Source organism: Paraburkholderia phenazinium (assembly GCF_900141745.1).
In the GTDB taxonomy this organism is placed as follows: Bacteria; Pseudomonadota; Gammaproteobacteria; order Burkholderiales; family Burkholderiaceae; genus Paraburkholderia; species Paraburkholderia phenazinium_B.
Genome location: NZ_FSRM01000001.1, coordinates 656,096 through 672,810 on the forward strand (window position 1 = coordinate 656,096; position 16,715 = coordinate 672,810).

The 16,715-nt window shown below is 61.0% G+C and carries 16 protein-coding genes; all 16 read right to left on the reverse strand.

Going from position 1 to position 16,715, the window contains the following annotated elements; genetic code table 11:
• Position 1: 1 nt before the first annotated feature.
• The 16 genes from BUS06_RS03100 to BUS06_RS03175 all read right to left on the reverse strand — a co-directional run bounded on the left by BUS06_RS03100 (position 2) and on the right by BUS06_RS03175 (position 16,563).
• The gene (locus BUS06_RS03100) at positions 2-541 is read right to left on the reverse strand and encodes a F0F1 ATP synthase subunit delta (protein ID WP_074262939.1); all 540 of its coding nucleotides are present in this window, start codon (positions 539-541) and stop codon (positions 2-4) included.
• A 2-nt stretch (positions 542-543) separates the two neighbouring features.
• The gene (locus BUS06_RS03105) at positions 544-1,014 is read right to left on the reverse strand and encodes a F0F1 ATP synthase subunit B (RefSeq protein WP_074262940.1); all 471 of its coding nucleotides are present in this window, start codon (positions 1,012-1,014) and stop codon (positions 544-546) included.
• A gap of 137 nt (positions 1,015-1,151) precedes the next feature.
• Positions 1,152-1,421, reverse strand: coding sequence for a F0F1 ATP synthase subunit C (gene atpE / locus BUS06_RS03110; RefSeq protein WP_007180033.1), 270 nt, complete (start codon positions 1,419-1,421; stop codon positions 1,152-1,154).
• A 94-nt stretch (positions 1,422-1,515) separates the two neighbouring features.
• A complete protein-coding gene (gene atpB, locus BUS06_RS03115; protein WP_074265883.1) occupies positions 1,516-2,367 on the reverse strand; it encodes a F0F1 ATP synthase subunit A in 852 nt (283 codons plus the stop codon).
• Positions 2,368-2,521: 154 nt separating this feature from the next.
• Complete coding sequence (locus BUS06_RS03120; RefSeq protein WP_074262941.1) at positions 2,522-3,064, reverse strand: ATP synthase subunit I; 543 nt, start codon at positions 3,062-3,064, stop codon at positions 2,522-2,524.
• 280 nt (positions 3,065-3,344) lie between these two features.
• Positions 3,345-4,451, reverse strand: a complete 1,107-nt coding sequence (locus tag BUS06_RS03125; protein ID WP_074265884.1) for an SLC13 family permease — start codon at positions 4,449-4,451, stop codon at positions 3,345-3,347.
• A gap of 58 nt (positions 4,452-4,509) precedes the next feature.
• On the reverse strand, positions 4,510-5,397 hold the full coding sequence (locus tag BUS06_RS03130; RefSeq protein ID WP_074262942.1) for a ParB/RepB/Spo0J family partition protein: 888 nt from the start codon (positions 5,395-5,397) through the stop codon (positions 4,510-4,512).
• Between the two features lie 38 nt (positions 5,398-5,435).
• Positions 5,436-6,206: a ParA family protein gene (locus BUS06_RS03135; protein WP_074262943.1), complete on the reverse strand. Its 771-nt coding sequence runs from the start codon at positions 6,204-6,206 to the stop codon at positions 5,436-5,438.
• A gap of 63 nt (positions 6,207-6,269) precedes the next feature.
• Entirely contained in the window at positions 6,270-6,965 is a 696-nt protein-coding gene (rsmG, locus tag BUS06_RS03140) for a 16S rRNA (guanine(527)-N(7))-methyltransferase RsmG (RefSeq protein ID WP_074262944.1), read from the reverse strand.
• The gene (gene mnmG, locus BUS06_RS03145; protein WP_074262945.1) at positions 6,962-8,929 is read right to left on the reverse strand and encodes a tRNA uridine-5-carboxymethylaminomethyl(34) synthesis enzyme MnmG; all 1,968 of its coding nucleotides are present in this window, start codon (positions 8,927-8,929) and stop codon (positions 6,962-6,964) included. Before mnmG ends, rsmG begins: the two co-directional genes overlap by 4 nt.
• A gap of 174 nt (positions 8,930-9,103) precedes the next feature.
• Positions 9,104-9,856, reverse strand: a complete 753-nt coding sequence (locus BUS06_RS03150) for an ABC transporter ATP-binding protein (protein WP_174567521.1) — start codon at positions 9,854-9,856, stop codon at positions 9,104-9,106.
• Positions 9,857-9,867: 11 nt separating this feature from the next.
• A complete protein-coding gene (locus tag BUS06_RS03155; RefSeq protein ID WP_074262947.1) occupies positions 9,868-11,652 on the reverse strand; it encodes a branched-chain amino acid ABC transporter ATP-binding protein/permease in 1,785 nt (594 codons plus the stop codon).
• Positions 11,653-11,656: 4 nt separating this feature from the next.
• The gene (locus tag BUS06_RS03160; RefSeq protein ID WP_074262948.1) at positions 11,657-12,712 is read right to left on the reverse strand and encodes a branched-chain amino acid ABC transporter permease; all 1,056 of its coding nucleotides are present in this window, start codon (positions 12,710-12,712) and stop codon (positions 11,657-11,659) included.
• A 45-nt stretch (positions 12,713-12,757) separates the two neighbouring features.
• A complete protein-coding gene (locus tag BUS06_RS03165) occupies positions 12,758-13,918 on the reverse strand; it encodes an ABC transporter substrate-binding protein (RefSeq protein WP_074262949.1) in 1,161 nt (386 codons plus the stop codon).
• 789 nt (positions 13,919-14,707) lie between these two features.
• On the reverse strand, positions 14,708-15,679 hold the full coding sequence (locus BUS06_RS03170) for a branched-chain amino acid ABC transporter permease (protein WP_074262950.1): 972 nt from the start codon (positions 15,677-15,679) through the stop codon (positions 14,708-14,710).
• Positions 15,679-16,563 (reverse strand): branched-chain amino acid ABC transporter permease, encoded by an 885-nt coding sequence (locus BUS06_RS03175; protein ID WP_074262951.1) that lies wholly within the window; start codon positions 16,561-16,563, stop codon positions 15,679-15,681. The genes BUS06_RS03170 and BUS06_RS03175 overlap by 1 nt, the downstream gene beginning before the upstream one ends.
• Positions 16,564-16,715: the final 152 nt, after the last annotated feature.

A 16,715-nucleotide genomic window follows, 5' to 3' on the forward strand; every position in this document is an offset into this window, starting at 1 on the left:
TTCAGGCCGTCAGAGCCGTTTGCATGCTGGCAAGCCGCGCGCGGACCGAGGTATCGAGCACTTCATCGCCGACTGTCACGCGCACACCGCCGATCAGCGACGAGTCGACCTCGACCACCGGCTTCAGCTTGCGCTTGAACTTGCGTTCGAGACTGGCGACGAGTTCATCCAGCTGCGCGCCTTCGAGCGGGAATGCGCTGACGATCAACGCATCAGCCGCTCCTTCGCGCGCGTTCTTCAACTCTTCGAACTGCGTGGCGATTTCCGGCAGCAGCGGCAGACGGTGGTTGTCCACCAGCATTTGCACCAGATTCTTCGCTTGCGCGTTGTCCTTGAGCGGCGACTTGACCGCGGCCAGCAGCAGATCGCTGACCTGGGCGCGGCTTACTTTCGGGCTCGTGGCGATCGACAGCACTTCGGGCAGATGCGCAACCTGTGCCAGCTCCTGCACGAACGTGGACCAGGCGGCGACGTCACCAGCTTCGGCCACGCCAAACAACGCTTCTGCATACGGACGGGCGATGGTTGCAAGTTCGGCCATGATCAGAGCTCGGCTTTCAGTTGATTCAGCAGGTCAGCATGCGCTGCCTGGTCGACTTCGCGCTTCAGGATCTGTTCAGCGCCCTTGACCGCGAGAGCAGCGACTTCGCCGCGCAGCGCTTCGCGCGCCTTGACGACCTGTTGCTCCGCGTCCGCCTTCGCTTGCGCGAGGATACGAGCGGCTTCAGCTTGTGCCTGGGCCTTGATTTCGTCAGCCAGCGTCACTGCGCGCTTTTCGGCGTCAGCAATACGTTGCTGGCCGTCGTTGCGTGCCTGCGCCAGTTCCTGGTCGACGCGCTTGTGCGCGGCTTCCAGTTCTGCCTTGCCCTTCTCAGCAGCAGACAGACCTTCGGCGATCTTCTTCGCGCGCTCGTCGAGGGCGTTGATCAACGGCGGCCACACGAACTTCATCGTGAACCACGCGAGGATCAGGAACACGACCATTTGCGCAAACAGGGTTGCGTTGAGATTCACGGTGTTTCCTTAAACGTTGCTAGTTCGGAAAGTGAAACGGCAAGGCGCTCATCGATTCTGTATTCGATCAGCGCCAAGTGCCCGTTCCGCCCTGCGCCTTCACCAGTTATAGCTCAGGCGCAAACTTCCGAGGAACCTCAGCCTGCCAGCTTCGACAGCAGCGGGTTCGCGAACGCAAACAGCATTGCCACACCAACGCCAATCAGGAACGCCGCGTCGATCAGACCAGCCAGCAGGAACATCTTGGTTTGCAGCGGGTTCATCAGTTCCGGCTGACGAGCGCATGCCTCAATGTACTTGCCGCCCATCAGGCCGATACCGATACAGGCGCCGATTGCACCCAGGCCGATGATGATGCCGATACCGATGGCGGTCAGACCCTGGATGTTGGCGATGAAAGCTTGCATGATCACTCCTTTGTGAAAAGTCTTTTTGGAACTGGTTGGAACTAGGATTTAAAAAACTAAAAAGCTAAGGCAATTCGTTGTTCGACAGCGCAGGTTAGTGCGTGTCGTGTGCCTGGCCGAGGTACACCAGCGTCAGCATCATGAAAATGAACGCCTGCAGCAGCACGATCAGAATGTGGAAGATTGCCCACACGCTGCCGGCGATCACGTGGCCGATGAAGCCAAGCACCGTCGTGTCCGCGCCGAAGCTCCAGATGCTGCCCAAGAGAGCAATCAGCAGGAACAGCAGTTCACCCGCGTACATGTTGCCGAACAGCCGCATGCCGAGGGAAACCGTCTTTGCGACGAACTCGATGATGTTCAGTGCCAGGTTCGGGATCCACAGCAGCGGATGCGCGCCGAACGGAGCGGACAGCAGTTCATGAACGAAGCCGCCGGCGCCCTTGATCTTGAAGTTGTAGTAAATCATCAGCACGAACACGCCGAGCGCGATGCCGATGGTGCCGTTCAGGTCGGCCGTCGGCACGATGCGGTGGTGCGGGATGACTTGCGAGAGACCGAGCCAGCCGATCACGCGGCCCGGCAGGTCGACGGGGATGAAGTCGAGCGAGTTCATCAGGGCAACCCAGACGAACACGAACAGTGCGAGCGGCGCAATGAAGGTGCGGCTGCCGTGGATCATCGACTTGGACTGATCTTCGACCATCTCGACCAGCATCTCGATAGCGCACTGGAAACGACCCGGCACGCCGGCGGTCGCTTTACGTGCAGCGAGATGCAGGATGAAGATCGTGGCCAGACCGCAAACGATCGACCAGAACAGGGTGTCCAGATTCCAGACGTGAATATCGAAAATCGACGTCTGGTGCGCGGTGGAGAAGTTCTGCAAGTGGTGCGCGATGTACTCGGACGGATCCATCGCGCGCGTTCCTTCGCTAGCTGCCATATCGTTAATGCCACCCAAATTGTCGAAAATCAGTTCGGGCTGTTCCCGCCGCAACACTCTATTGCGGGAACACGCCGGCGCAGGTCATGTCATACCCGCGCGCCTTTTTGCCGGCGCCGCGCGCCAGCCAGTATTTTTTGCGTTACTTCACCGCTCACCGCCAGGCAAGCGCGATCCAGTATGTCTTCAATGCAATGAGGTAAGTCACGAGCAGCGGCACCCAGCGTACGTCGTGATACCAGAAAGCGATGGCTACAAACATCGCGATCGTTGTCCCCATCTTGAGCGCTTCGCCGATCATCCAGCTCATGACTGTTTCGGCGCCGCTCAGTGTTCTAAGGCGTGCCGCGAACATCGCGCCCGGCACCCAGCAGATCGCTCCCCCCAGGAACGCGGACAGCGCAGCAGCGCCCGGCGGCTTGTAGAACAGCCACCACACCAGCGTAGCACCCAGGGACAAAACCATTTGCGCCGCCACGACCTTGAACGGCGTGACGCGCGATGGACGACTCACATTCGGACCGAACAGCTTCTCTGCTTCAGCCCGCGTGAGCGGAACGATATTGTTATCTTGCTGCTCGGCATCCCACGCGTCGTCATGCGTAACGTGCTGGCCGGACGTGGCGGAAAACGTGCGTTCTGCGCGGCCTTCGTCGCGCCGATTTTGGGGCGCTTGATTCGACGTTTTAAGCGCCATCGCAGTATTCCGGAAGTCTCGTGCCGCCCGTCAGCTTACGTGAAGATTACGGGGTTGTCGTGCAATTAAATCCGGGCGATTGTAAGCGATAGTTGCAGGCAATTCAAGACTTTAGGCCTTTCAATAAAGCGCGTGAAACGGCCCGCCATGATGCGGGAAATGGCGCTTCGGAGGTAGGACGACTCCAACTGTAAGGCTGTCGGGGGGCCACGAAAAATGCGGCTTGAATTGCGCTGATTGGCGGTGCGTTGGCTAGCATGTGGACGTCATGGCGTCCGTATCAAATATGCAACAGAAGCCAGCCACCTACTGCTCCGGCAGCGAGCCAGAAGGGTATGGCATAGAGATGAAACGGCAGCCACATACCGCGCTGTTTCGACAGACGCACTGCAATCAGATTCGCCAGCGAGCCGATCGCGAAACCGAAGCCGCCTACGCTGACGCCGTACGCGAGCGCACGCCAGTCCTTGGTGAACTCGGCGAGCATGATGGCTGCTGGAACGTTGCTGATGCCTTGCGAGAGAATCGCCCCTGCGGCAAAAGCGCGCAGCGTCGTCGCGAGACCTAGTTGGCCGACGAACTGGTGTACCCATGGCAACGCGGCGACGCTACGCAGCACGATGAACATGAACACGAAGATCAGCAGCAGCAGCCAGTCGATCTTGAGGACGATCTCGCGGCGCCAGAGCAGGAAGCCGGCCATGATGCCCGTCAATCCGATGCCCGCATGATGCGTGTCGGCCAGCAACACGAATGCGACGAACAGCACGGCCGCGACCCCGAGCAAGCGCCGGTCGACGTCATGGGCACCGGCGTCTTTCGACAGATCCAACGCGTTCCCGCGAAAGCTGAACGCCGCCAGCACGTAAAGCATCGCCATCAACGCGGCACACAATGGAGCCAAGGCCGCAACGAAGCCGCCGAAGGAGGCCCCACTGGTCTGCCAGAGAAACAGGTTCTGCGGATTGCCGAGCGGCGTCAGGATAGAACCTGCGTTCACCGACAACGCGATAAAAATCACAAGGCGTTTGAGCGGCAGCGGCGTGAGTTCATGCAGCGACAAGGTGAGCGGCACAACCACAAACAAAGCCACGTCATTGGTCAACAGCGTCGAGAGCGCAGCCGCGAGTCCGATCAGCAAAAACGCCAGACCGCGCTCCGAATGGATGTAATGGACCACGCGGTGCGCCATCCAAATCAGGAATCCTGATAATTCGATGGCCTTGGTCAGGATCAGAAGTCCCGCCAGCGTCAGGACGGTCTGCCAGTCGACGAGCCCCGGCAGCGAAAGCCACGGGCGCGGGTGCAGACACTGCAGCGCGATCAACGCGACGATCAGAACCGATAGAACCGGCTCTTTCGTCGCGAGGGCGATCAGCTTGTGCAGCGGATTGCTACTGGCGGTTTTGGTCGGGCGTTCGGCCGAGGTCAAAGCTATTGATCGCTCACGCGGTCGCGTTGCCGCGCAGGCGGGCAAGAATACCTTCGAGTGCGTCGAGGTCACCGAACTCCACCAGCACCTGGCCGCGTCCCCGGCGGCCGAGCTTGATCTTGACCGTCGAAGCCAGCAGATCCGACAACTCTTCTTCGAGGCGGCGCGTATCGCGGCCACCGTCGTTGTTCGCCTTTGCCTTTACCGCCGGCGCCGCTTTCGTCGTGGTGGTCACCAGTTTCTCGGTCTCACGCACCGACATGCGCTTGTTGACCACCTGGTTGGCCAGCGTGATCTGCGTAGCGGCGTCCACGGCCAGCAACGCGCGGGCGTGGCCCATATCGAGATCGCCGGCGAGCAGCATCGTCTGCACCGGCGCGGCCAGGTTCAACAGACGCAGCAGATTCGACACCGCGCTGCGCGAGCGCCCCACCGACTCAGCCGCCTGCTCGTGCGTAAAGTTGAATTCGTCGAGCAGACGCTGGATGCCCTGCGCTTCTTCCAGCGGATTCAGGTCTTCACGCTGGATATTCTCGATCAGCGCCATCGCGGCGGCGGCCTGATCGGGTACATCGCGCACCAGCACCGGCACTTCGTCCAGACCAGCCAGCCGTGCGGCGCGGAAGCGCCGTTCGCCGGCGATGATTTCGTATTTGTCCGCCGACACCGGGCGCACGAGGATCGGTTGCATCACGCCCTGCGCGCGGATGCTGGCCGCGAGCTCCTGCAGCGCGCCTTCGTCCATGCGCGTACGCGGCTGATACTTGCCGGCCTGCAGCTTGCCGAGCGGCAACACGTTAGGCGCGCCCTCGATCTTCACCGCCTCGGTGATATCCGCACTGCCGCCGAGCAGCGCTTCCAGCCCGCGACCCAATCCCTTCTTTCTTGCTACTGCGTTCATCGTGCTTCCTCGATCAGCTTGGGATGCATGGTCACGCGTCAGATCGCGCGCACCCGTTCAATCATTTCCGCGCCGAATTGCACGTACGCCTGTGCACCGCGCGAGGCCCGGTCGAACACCACACCCGGCAACCCGTAGCTGGGCGCCTCGGCCAGACGCACGTTGCGCGGAATGACGACGTCAAATACCTTGTCGCCGAAATGCGCTTTCAACTGGTCGGAAACCTGTTGTTGCAGCGTGATGCGCGGATCGAACATCACGCGCAGCAGGCCGATCACCTTCAGGTCGCGATTCAGGTTTGCGTGAACCTGCTTGATTGTATTGACGAGGTCCGAGAGCCCTTCGAGCGCGAAGTACTCGCACTGCATCGGGATCACCACGCCGTGCGCCGCACAAAGGCCGTTAAGCGTCAGCAACGACAAGGCCGGCGGACAGTCGATCAGCACGAAGTCGTACTCGTCCTGCACCGGCGCCAACGCGTCCTTTAATTGACGCTCGCGATTTTGCACACTCACCAGTTCGACTTCCGCACCTGCCAGTTCGCGGTTAGCCGGCACGACATCGTACGAAACCGCTTCAGGCCGCACCCGTGCATCTGCGACCGACACTCCGTCCACCAGCACCTCGTAAATGGTATTGGTGCAGGCAGCCTTGTCGACACCGCTACCCATCGTGGCGTTGCCCTGCGGATCCAGATCGATGAGCAGAACACGCTGTCCCTGCGATGCGAGGCTCGCGGCGAGATTGACTGCTGTCGTCGTCTTGCCGACGCCACCCTTCTGGTTCGCAACGCAGAAGATTTTTGCCATCGTTGGTGTGTCCCTTTTTGCTGCCTGGATAAATTGGAATGCGCTTATGTCCGGTTCGCGGGGCTAACCAGCGGGATCCAGTCTCACCTCGACGAGGTGGCGCTCGGCATCGAGCGACGGCACCTTGAGCCGGATGATCTGCTTTGCGTGGGAGCCCGCGGGCAGCCGTTCGATCTCGCCGTCGGGTCGAACACCCTTCATGGCCCAGATCGCGCCCTGCTCCGCTACCAGATGACGGGCCAGTGTAACGAAATCCGCGAGCTCTGCGAATGCGCGCGAGACGATTACATCAAACTTTGCCGGTACTTCCACGCCAGGCTTCAGCGTTTCGACACGGCCGGTCACCACCGACAGGTTGGCGAGCCCGAGCTCCGCTTTGGCCTGAGCCTGGAATGCGGTCTTTTTATGGACGATGTCATTGAGCGTGACGGTCCAGTCAGGCAAGACGATGGCCAGCACGATACCTGGCAGACCGCCGCCGGAGCCGACATCTAGTGCAGAAGATGGGCCGAGCCCGGAAAGGTGCGGCACGATCGAAAGCGAGTCCAGAATGTGCTGGATCAGCATCTGCCGCGGATCGCGGATGGCCGTGAGGTTGTACACGGCGTTCCACTTGGCAAGCAAGGCAACGTAGTCGAGCAGTTTGCCGAGCTGAGCGTCGCTCAGGTCAAGGCCCAGCTCCCTGACGCCCTCGTCAAGCAATGCGGCCAATGCTTCCCTGCTGTCCGCGCCGCCGAACCCCTTCTGCCGTGCCGTCATTGCGTCACCGGCGTGGAGTCGGTGCCGCTATCGGCGGCTCCAGCTGGCTTGGTCGAGCGACGCCCGAGGCCGCGCTTCAGGTGAACCATCAGCAACGAGATCGCCGCTGGCGTGATACCTGAGATGCGCGATGCCTGGCCGATCGTCTCCGGACGGAACTGTGTCAACTTCTGGCGCGCTTCAAATGACAAGCCACGCACTTCGGCATAGTCCAACCCATCGGGCAGACGCGTGTTTTCGTGCGACTCGTTGCGCTCGATTTCCCCAGCCTGACGCTCGATATAACCCTGATATTTGATGCCGATCTCGATCTGCTCCTTGATCTGAGCCAGCAAGACGTCGTCATCGGCAAGGATCTCGGCCGGTGCGCACGCACCTTCGCGCAAGCCGCACACGCCGTCGTATGTCACACCTGGACGGCGCAGCAGATCGGCGAGGCTGTACTCGTGATCGATCGGCTTGCCGAGCAAGGCAGTGGCTTCGTCCGCGGACAGCGTCTTGGGATTCACCCAGGTCGTGCGCAGGCGCTCTGTTTCACGTGAAACAGCCTCGCGTTTGCGGCTGAATGCGTCCCAGCGAGCGTCGTCGACGACGCCCAACTCACGACCAACCTCCGTCAGACGCATATCCGCATTGTCTTCGCGCAGGCTCAGACGATATTCGGCGCGGCTCGTGAACATCCGGTACGGCTCCGACACACCGCGCGTTACCAGATCGTCGACCAGCACGCCGAGGTAAGCCTGATCGCGGCGCGGGCACCACGCGTCCCTGCCCTGCACATGCAGCCCCGCGTTGATACCAGCCAGCAGACCTTGCGCGGCAGCCTCTTCATACCCGGTCGTTCCATTGATCTGACCGGCGAAGAACAGCCCGTTGATAACCTTCGTCTCCAGCGACGCCTTCAGCCCGCGCGGATCAAAATAATCGTACTCGATCGCGTAACCCGGACGCAGGATGTGCGCGTGCTCAAGGCCAACCATCGAACGTACCAGGTCCAGTTGCACGTCAAACGGCAGGCTGGTGGAAATCCCGTTCGGGTAAAACTCGTTGGTCGTCAGACCTTCCGGTTCAAGGAAAATCTGGTGCGATTCTTTCGACGCGAAACGATGAATCTTGTCCTCGATCGACGGGCAATAGCGCGGCCCCACCCCTTCGATGACGCCCGTGTACATTGGCGACCGGTCGAGCCCGCCACGGATGATGTCATGCGTGCGCTCGTTGGTATGCGTCACCCAACACGGTACCTGGCGCGGATGCTGTTCAACGCGGCCAAGGAACGAGAACACCGGCACCGGATCGAGATCGCCCGGTTGCTCTTCGAGCTTCGAAAAATCGATCGTGCGACCATCGATACGCGGCGGCGTACCCGTCTTCAGTCGGCCCTGCGGGAGCTTGAGCTCTTTAAGACGCGCCGATAACGACACCGCCGCCGGATCGCCCGCGCGGCCACCGGTGTAGTTGTTCAAGCCCACATGAATCTTGCCGTCCAGGAACGTCCCAGCCGTCAGCACGACAGCGCGCGAGCGGAAGCGAATTCCGACCTGCGTCACTGCGCCGACTACCCGGTCCCCTTCGACCATCAGGTCGTCCACTGCCTGCTGGAATAGCCAGAGATTCGGCTGGTTCTCGAGCCGATGCCGGATGGCCTGCTTGTAAAGCAGACGGTCGGCCTGGGCGCGCGTAGCCCGCACGGCAGGACCCTTCGATGAATTCAGGATGCGGAACTGGATGCCGCCCTCGTCCGTGGCTGCGGCCATCGCGCCGCCGAGTGCGTCGACTTCCTTCACGAGATGGCCCTTACCAATGCCGCCAATCGACGGATTGCAGCTCATCTGTCCGAGCGTTTCGATGTTGTGCGTCAGCAGGAGCGTCTTGTTGCCCATGCGCGCCGAAGCCAAAGCGGCTTCGGTGCCGGCATGACCGCCGCCAACGACAATTACGTCAAATTCTGTGGGATAAAGCATCGCGGATCTCACGCCGGGACACCGCGTGAACCTTCTAAGGAAAATGTATGGGCGAATTATAGCGGGTTCGCTTTTGGCCCGAATTTCGTCCGAATGGCCAAGGTATAAAAAAAGCGGTGTGTTTCACGTGAAACACACCGCCCGATACCGCTCAAACCATTGATAGGAAACGCTTTAGGCCACTCTCTTCGTCAAACCAAGATACGTTTCGATCACCCGTGGATTCTGAGCCAGATCGGCAGCAGGTCCCTCGATCGCCAGTTCGCCGGTCTCCAACACGTAGCCGTAGTCGGAAATCTGGAGCGCCGCCCGTGCGTTCTGCTCGACCAGCAATATCGCCACACCTGTCTGACGCAACGCGCTGATGATGTGAAAAATCTCCTTCACGATCAGCGGTGCGAGACCGAGGCTAGGTTCGTCCAGCATCAGCAATCCCGGCTTGCCCATCAACGCGCGCCCTACCGCGAGCATCTGCCGCTCGCCACCGGACAAGGTGCCGGCCGCCTGCTTGCGACGCTCCTTCAACCGTGGAAACAAAGTAAAGACGGGCTCAAGCTGATCCAGATAACCGCGTTCGCCCGCCCGCTTGCGCCGGTAGGCGCCCAGCACCAGGTTGTCTTCCACGCTCATCGTCGCAAACAGCTCGCGCTTTTCCGGGACGAGACACATGCCGCGCGCCACCCGCTTTTCGACCGGCACCGCGCTGATATCCTCGTTGTGATAAAGGATCCCGCCCTTCGCGCGACCGCTCACCGGCAGCGCACCCATGATCGCGTTGAGTAACGTCGACTTACCCGCGCCATTCGGACCGATCACTGAAACGATCTGCCCCGGCCGCACCTTGATGCCGATGTCATGCAGCGCTTCGACCTTACCGTAGCGGACCGATACGCCCTCCACGTCCAGAATCGGCACAGCGGAATTCATCATCGTTCTCATCAGTCCACCCCGCCCAGGTACGCTTCGAGCACCGCCGGATCCTTTTGCACATCTTCCGGCAGCCCTTCGGCTATCCGCGTCCCGAACTCCATCACGATCAGCCGATCGGTCAGATTCATGACGAAATCCATGTCATGCTCGACCAGCAGCACGCTCATCCCCTCTGCCTTGAGCTTGCGCAGCAGGTCGGCGAGTTGCTGCTTTTCTTGGTAACGCAGGCCTGCAGCCGGCTCATCGAGTAGCAGCAGCGTGGGATCGCAGCACAGCGCGCGGGCAATTTCGAGAATTCGCTGCTGACCCAGCGCCAGGCTACCCGCCTCGTCATACATATGCTGTTCCAGCCCCACCCGACGGATCTGCTGCGCCGCTTCCGCCATCAGCCGCCCTTCTTCCGCGCCATTCAGCCTGACAACGCTGCGCCACACGCCGGCGTGACCGCGCAGGTGTGCGCCGATCGCCACGTTCTCGAGCACGCTCATACCCGGCAACAGCTTGACGTGCTGAAATGTACGGCCAATTCCGCGTTTGACGATCTGACGTGAGGGGAGAGCATCGATCCGTTCGCCCCGGAAAGTGATCTCACCGCGAGTCGCCCGCAGCGCGCCGGTCACCAGATTGAAGGTGGTCGACTTGCCTGCACCGTTCGGTCCGATCAACCCGATGATTTCACCCGCCTTAACCTCGAAGCTGACATCGTTCACCGCAACTAGTCCACCGAACTCTTTGCGCGCCTTATCCACATTCAGGAGCGTTTCGCCGGCCGCCGGTTTGCTGCGCTGCGGCAATGGCTCCGCCTGCTCTGGCACATGAGCCTGTGGTCCGCGCGGAAACAGGCGCGCCACCAGCGGCCAGACGCCCTGCCGCGCGTGCTGCAGCAGCAACACCATCAGCACACCAAACACGATCACTTCGAAATTGCCGCTTTCGCCCAATAGCTTCGGCAGCAGCGACTGCAAATAGTCCTGCAGGACCGTCAGGATCGCCGCTCCGAGCACCGCTCCCCAAACATGCGAGACGCCACCCACAACCGCCATGAAAAGGAACTCGATGCCGTGGTTCAGGCCGAATGGCGTCGGATTCACCGCACGCTGCAGATGCGCGTAGAGAAAACCGGAGATGGACGCCAGCACGGCGGCATAAATAAAGATCACCACCCGCATCCACGCGGTATTGACGCCCATCGCCTCGGCCATCGCCCCGCCGCCCCGCAGCGCCCGAATCGCCCGTCCCGGGCGGCTATTAAGCAGGTTCTGAACGGAGACGACCGCGCCAAGCACCACCAGCCAGATCAGGTAGTAGATATGCCGCCCCGACTCGAGGCTGATACCGAGCACGTTGAGCGCCGGAATGCCGTTGATGCCGTCGTATTTGCCGAGAATGTCGAGATTGCCAAACAGATAGAACAGCGCTAAACCCCACGCAATCGTACCGAGCGGCAGGAAGTGCCCTGAAAGCCGCATCGTCACCGCACCGAGGATCAGCGCAATCAACGCGGTCAACACCACGCCCACGATCAGCGCGAGCCACGGCGACACGCCGTACTGCGTAGTCAGGAATGCGGTGGCATACGCCCCTACGCCGACAAACGCCGCCTGCCCGAAGCTCGTCATTCCACCAACGCCTGTTAGCAGCACCAGACCGATCGCCACGATCGCATACAGCCCGATGTAGTTGAGCAGCGTCACCCAGTACTCCGGCAGATGTACCGGTTGCGGCAGCACCGGTAGCGCGAAGATCACCACGAGGAACAGCCCGAAGAGCGCGCTGCGCATGATACGTTTCATCGTGTCACTCCTCGTCCTCTTCCGCGTGCGGGCTGGCGAAACTGCGCCACAGCAGCACCGGGATGATCAGCGTGAACACGATGACTTCTTTATAGGCACTCGCCCAGAACGACGAATACGACTCCAGCAGGCCCACCAGCACGGCGCCCGCCGCCGCGAGCGGGTAGCTGACCAGTCCGCCGATGATGGCCCCCACGAAGCCCTTCAGACCGATCAGGAAGCCCGAGTCGTAGTAGATGGTAGTCAGGGGTGCAACGAGGGCGCCGCACAGCGCGCCGAGCCCTGCTGCGAGCGTGAACGCGAGCTTGCCGGCCTGGGTCGTGCCGATGCCGACCAGCCGGGCGCCGACGCGATTGACGGAAGTCGCCCGCAGGGCCTTTCCTGAGATGGAGCGGTCGAAGTACAGATAAAGCGCCGCGATCAACACCAGCGCCGCACCGATCACCCACAAGCTCTGTCCCGAGACCGACAGGCTGCCGACGTTGAAGGTGGCATCCGAGAAAGCATTGGTGCGCGAGCCCTCCGCGCCGAACATCACTAGCCCAAGCCCAACCATCGCAAAATGCACCGCGACCGCAACGATCAGCAACAGCAGTGTCGTGCCTTCGGCGATCGGCTCGAAAGCCAGCCGGTAGACGAACGGTCCCATCGGGATGACGATCAGCAGCGTCAGGGCAATCTGCGCGAGCATCGGCAGCGGTTGTGCGAAGAGTTCGTGCGTCACCGCGTACACCGCGACCGGGAACAACAGATACTTCGCCACAAGCATCGCCAGCGTGCGCATCGCATGGGCGCGCCGCTCCGGATGCCCCACCAGGCCCGCCGTCTCGACCACGAAACACGCCGCGCCCATCGCTATCAGCAGCCAGCAGGTAGCGGGAAACTTCTGCGACTGCACTGCGGCGAGCGTCAGCGCGCCGTACGAGACGAACTCACCCTGTGGGATAAAGATGACCCGCGTGACGGAGAACACCAACACCAGAGCGAGCGCGAGCAGCGCGTAAATCGCCCCGGTGGTGATGCCGTCCTGCGCCAGGATCGCCGCGATAGATAGATCCATACTTCCTCGTCATGAGCCGTCGAAACCTGGATGCTGCGAAGCCCGTCACTCGTTCTGCAGCTTCCACTTGCCGTCGACAATCTCCACGATCACGCGCGCGCGCGTGTCGAGGCCGTTGTGATCGGTCGCCGTGGTATTCATGATGCCGTGCGCGAGCGGCAGTTCCTTGATGTTCGCCAGCGCATCGCGCAACGCCACACGGAACGCTTCAGTGCCCGGCTGCCCCTTCTTCAGCGCTTCGGGAATCGCCCGCTGCAGCATCTGGCCGGCGTCCCATGCATGGCCGCCGAACGTCGATACCGAACCCGCGCCGTAGGCCTTTTCATAGGCATTTTTGTATGCCTCGGACGACTGCTTCACCGGGTTCGAATCGGGCAACTGATCGGCCACCAGGATCGGACCGGCTGGCAGCAGTTCGCCTTCGCAATCCTTGCCGCACACGCGCAGGAAGTCGTTATTGGCAACGCCGTGGGTCTGATAGATAGTGCCCTTGTAGCCACGCTCTTTCAGCGTCCTGGCCGGTAGCGCCGACGGCGTGCCCGCGCCCGCGATCAGCACGACGTCCGGATTGGCGGACATCGTCTTCAGCACCTGGCCGGTCACGGATGCATCGGTGCGGTTGTAGCGCTCATTGGCGACGACCTTCAGATGATGCGCGGCCGCGGCGGTGCTAAACACGTTGTACCAGCTCTCGCCATACGCGTCCGAGAAGCCGATGAAACCCACCGTCTTCACGCCGTGCTTCTCCATATAGCCGGCAAGCGCGTCAGCCATCAGGCTGTCGTTTTGCGGCGTCTTGAAGGCCCACTGGCGCTTTGCATCCATTGGCGCGATGATTTCCGCCGAAGCCGCCAGCGAGATCATCGGCGTCTTGGCCGCCGAGACGACGTCGAGCATCGCCAGCGAATTTGGCGTCGCCGTGGAACCAACAATTGCGTCGACGTGATCTTCATCGATCAGCTTGTGAGTGTTCTGCACGGCCTTGCTGGTGTCGGTCGCATCGTCGAGCACGATGTACTGCACGCTCTTGCCGGCAATTTGCTGCGGCAGTAAAGCGATGGTGTTCTTCTCAGGAATCCCGAGCGATGCGGCCGGACCCGTCGTCGACAAGGTCACGCCGATTTTCACCTGCGCTACGGCCGTGCCCGCGCCGCATACCAACGCAAGCGCGACGGCCGCGCCTACCCACTGCTTCGTTTTTTTCATTGCGAATCTCCGAACGCTTGACGCGCCCATTTGTTATCCGGTTTATCAGCCGAATGCCTGAATCTGTGACCGGTCCAACGTGCCTGCCGTTATTTTCTCTGCCGGTCCCGCCTACGACGATCTGCGATTATGCGCGAGCGACAAAAAAGGCGCGTAACTGCTCGCGCCCTCTCGTTGGTTCAATGGCTAGCATTTAACGCGGCATTCATTCCACGCAATGCCGAATTCATCCTGCTCCGCGCCCAACCGTGCAACTCGCTCGAATGGAATGGGCCAATCTGAATCCCAGCCCGAAGCGCGGTGAATGACGAGTGTAGAGGACACGAGCCGCTTGCGACAAGCGTTGCGCGTGCATCAGCCCGGCGACGAAACACCCAACTGCGGCAGAACCAGCCCACTCGATCAAGCGGAAAATGTGCAAAACTGAATGAGAAAAGCCGCAAGAAAACGCACAGACAAGGCGTAGGACAAATGCGCAAAACGGGTAAATGAATTTCCGAAACCGCAAATAAAAAGCGCTGTTGGATCAATATCCAACAGCGCTTTCGTCTGGGCACTTAGTGCCTCATGTCTCCTCGTTCTCCACCTGCAAATTCGGTGTTCATCAGAACTGCGTGAAGATTAAACAACCGCCCCCATCCGGACAACTAGCATTTACCCTAGTGGTGCATCGCAGCACTGTATTGGGGCACATTTTAAACATTGCGATGCAGCCCTCGCGGCGCAGGCGATTTTGCCTCTTTTACCGATTTGCATCGGACACCGAAGCATCTCGCGATCGCACGTCTGTTACGCGCGCAGCGGGCGAACCCGCGCCACGATCTCACCGACGATGCCACGCCGAAACGCCAGCACGCAGGCGATAAAGATCACGCCCGTCACAATGGTCGCCGACTCGCCCAGCGAATTGAACCACTGCACCCCAGTCGCCGATGCGAGCGCACCGCCGATATCGCCAAGCCGGTCCTCGAGCGCGACGATCAGCGCCGCACCGAGCAGCGGCCCGAACAAGGTGCCCATGCCGCCGACCAGCGTCATCAGAATTACCAGACCCGACATGGTCCAGTACGCGTCGCTCAAGGTTTCGAAACCGAGCACCAGTACCTTCAACGATCCCGCCAGTCCCGCAATCCCCGCCGACAACACGAAGGCCAGCAGCTTGAAGCGATCGGTGTCGTAGCCGAGCGAGACAGCCCGCGGCTCGTTCTCCTTGATCGCTACGAGCACCTGTCCGAAAGGCGAGTGAACGATGCGTACGATCAGCAGGAACATCAGCACCATTACCACCAGGATCACATAGTAAAGCGTGATATCCGACGACAGGCTCAGCAAGCCAAACAGCTTGCCGCGCGGCACGCCCTGCAGGCCATCCTCGCCGTGCGTGAACGGCGCCTGCAGAAACACGAAGTAGACCATCTGCGCGAGTGCGAGCGTCACCATCGCGAAGTAAATGCCCTGCCGGCGGATAGCAAACAGCCCGACGACCAACCCAAGCAGTGTCGCCGCCACCGTGCCAGCGAGCACGCCCACTTCCGGCGGATAACCGAGGGTCTGGATGGCGTAGCCGGTCGTATAACCGGCCATCCCCAGAAACATGGCGTGCCCGAACGACAACAGGCCCGTGTAGCCGATCAGCAGGTTAAAGGCCGCAGCGAACAGCGCGAAGCACAGCACCTTCATCACGAACAACGGATAGACGCCGATGAACGGCACGGCAATCAACGCGAGCAGCAGCAGCCCGTAGAGCGCTTTTCTTTGCATCACTTTTCCTTGCCGAAAAGACCCGCCGGGCGCACCAGCAGAACGAGCGCCATGATGACGAAGACGACCGTCGCCGAGGCTTCCGGGTAGAACACGCGCGTGAACCCTTCGATCACGCCGAGCAGCAAACCGGTGAGAATCGAGCCCATGATCGAACCCATCCCGCCGATCACCACCACCGCGAACACGGTGATGATCATGGGCTGCCCCATCAGCGGCGAGACCTGGATCACAGGTGCGGCGAGCACGCCGGCAAACGCAGCGAGCGCCACGCCGAAGCCGTAGGTGAGCGTGATCATCAACGGCACATTGACGCCGAACGCCTCCACCAGTTTCGGGTTCTCCGTGCCGGCGCGCAGGTAGGCACCGAGGCGCGTCTTTTCGATCACGAACCACGTGGCGAAGCACACCACCAACGAGGCGAGCACCACCCAGGCGCGATAATTCGGCAGGAACATGAAGCCCAGATTGGTCGCGCCCGAGAGCGCGTCAGGCACATCGTACGGTTGGCCCGAAGAACCATAGATGGAGCGGAACACGCCTTCCACCACCAGCGTCAGTCCAAAGGTCAGCAACAGGCCGTACAGATGGTCGAGCTTGTACAGCCAGCGCAACATCGAGCGTTCGATCAGAATGCCGAACGCGCCGACGATCAGCGGTGCGAGCACCAGCATCACCCAGTACGGCAGATTGAAATACGACAGCCCCATCCACGTCAGCATCGCGCCCAGCATGAACAACGCGCCGTGCGCGAAGTTGATCACGTTAAGCAGCCCGAAGATGATCGCAAGACCCAGGCTCAGGATCGCGTAGAACGAGCCGTTCACAAGCCCGAGCAGCAACTGGCTCAGCATCGCCGAGAGCGGAATGCCAAAGATTTCCATTGAACCCCTTAGCCCTTAACCTATCGTCAAGGTGAGATCGAGCTATGCGTGTTTCCGGCGACACGTAGCTCGTACACAGCCTGTCCGCAGCATCGTGAACCGGCCCGTCTGCCGTCCATGCAAAGGACCGGCAAACGGGGTTTCAGCCGAAG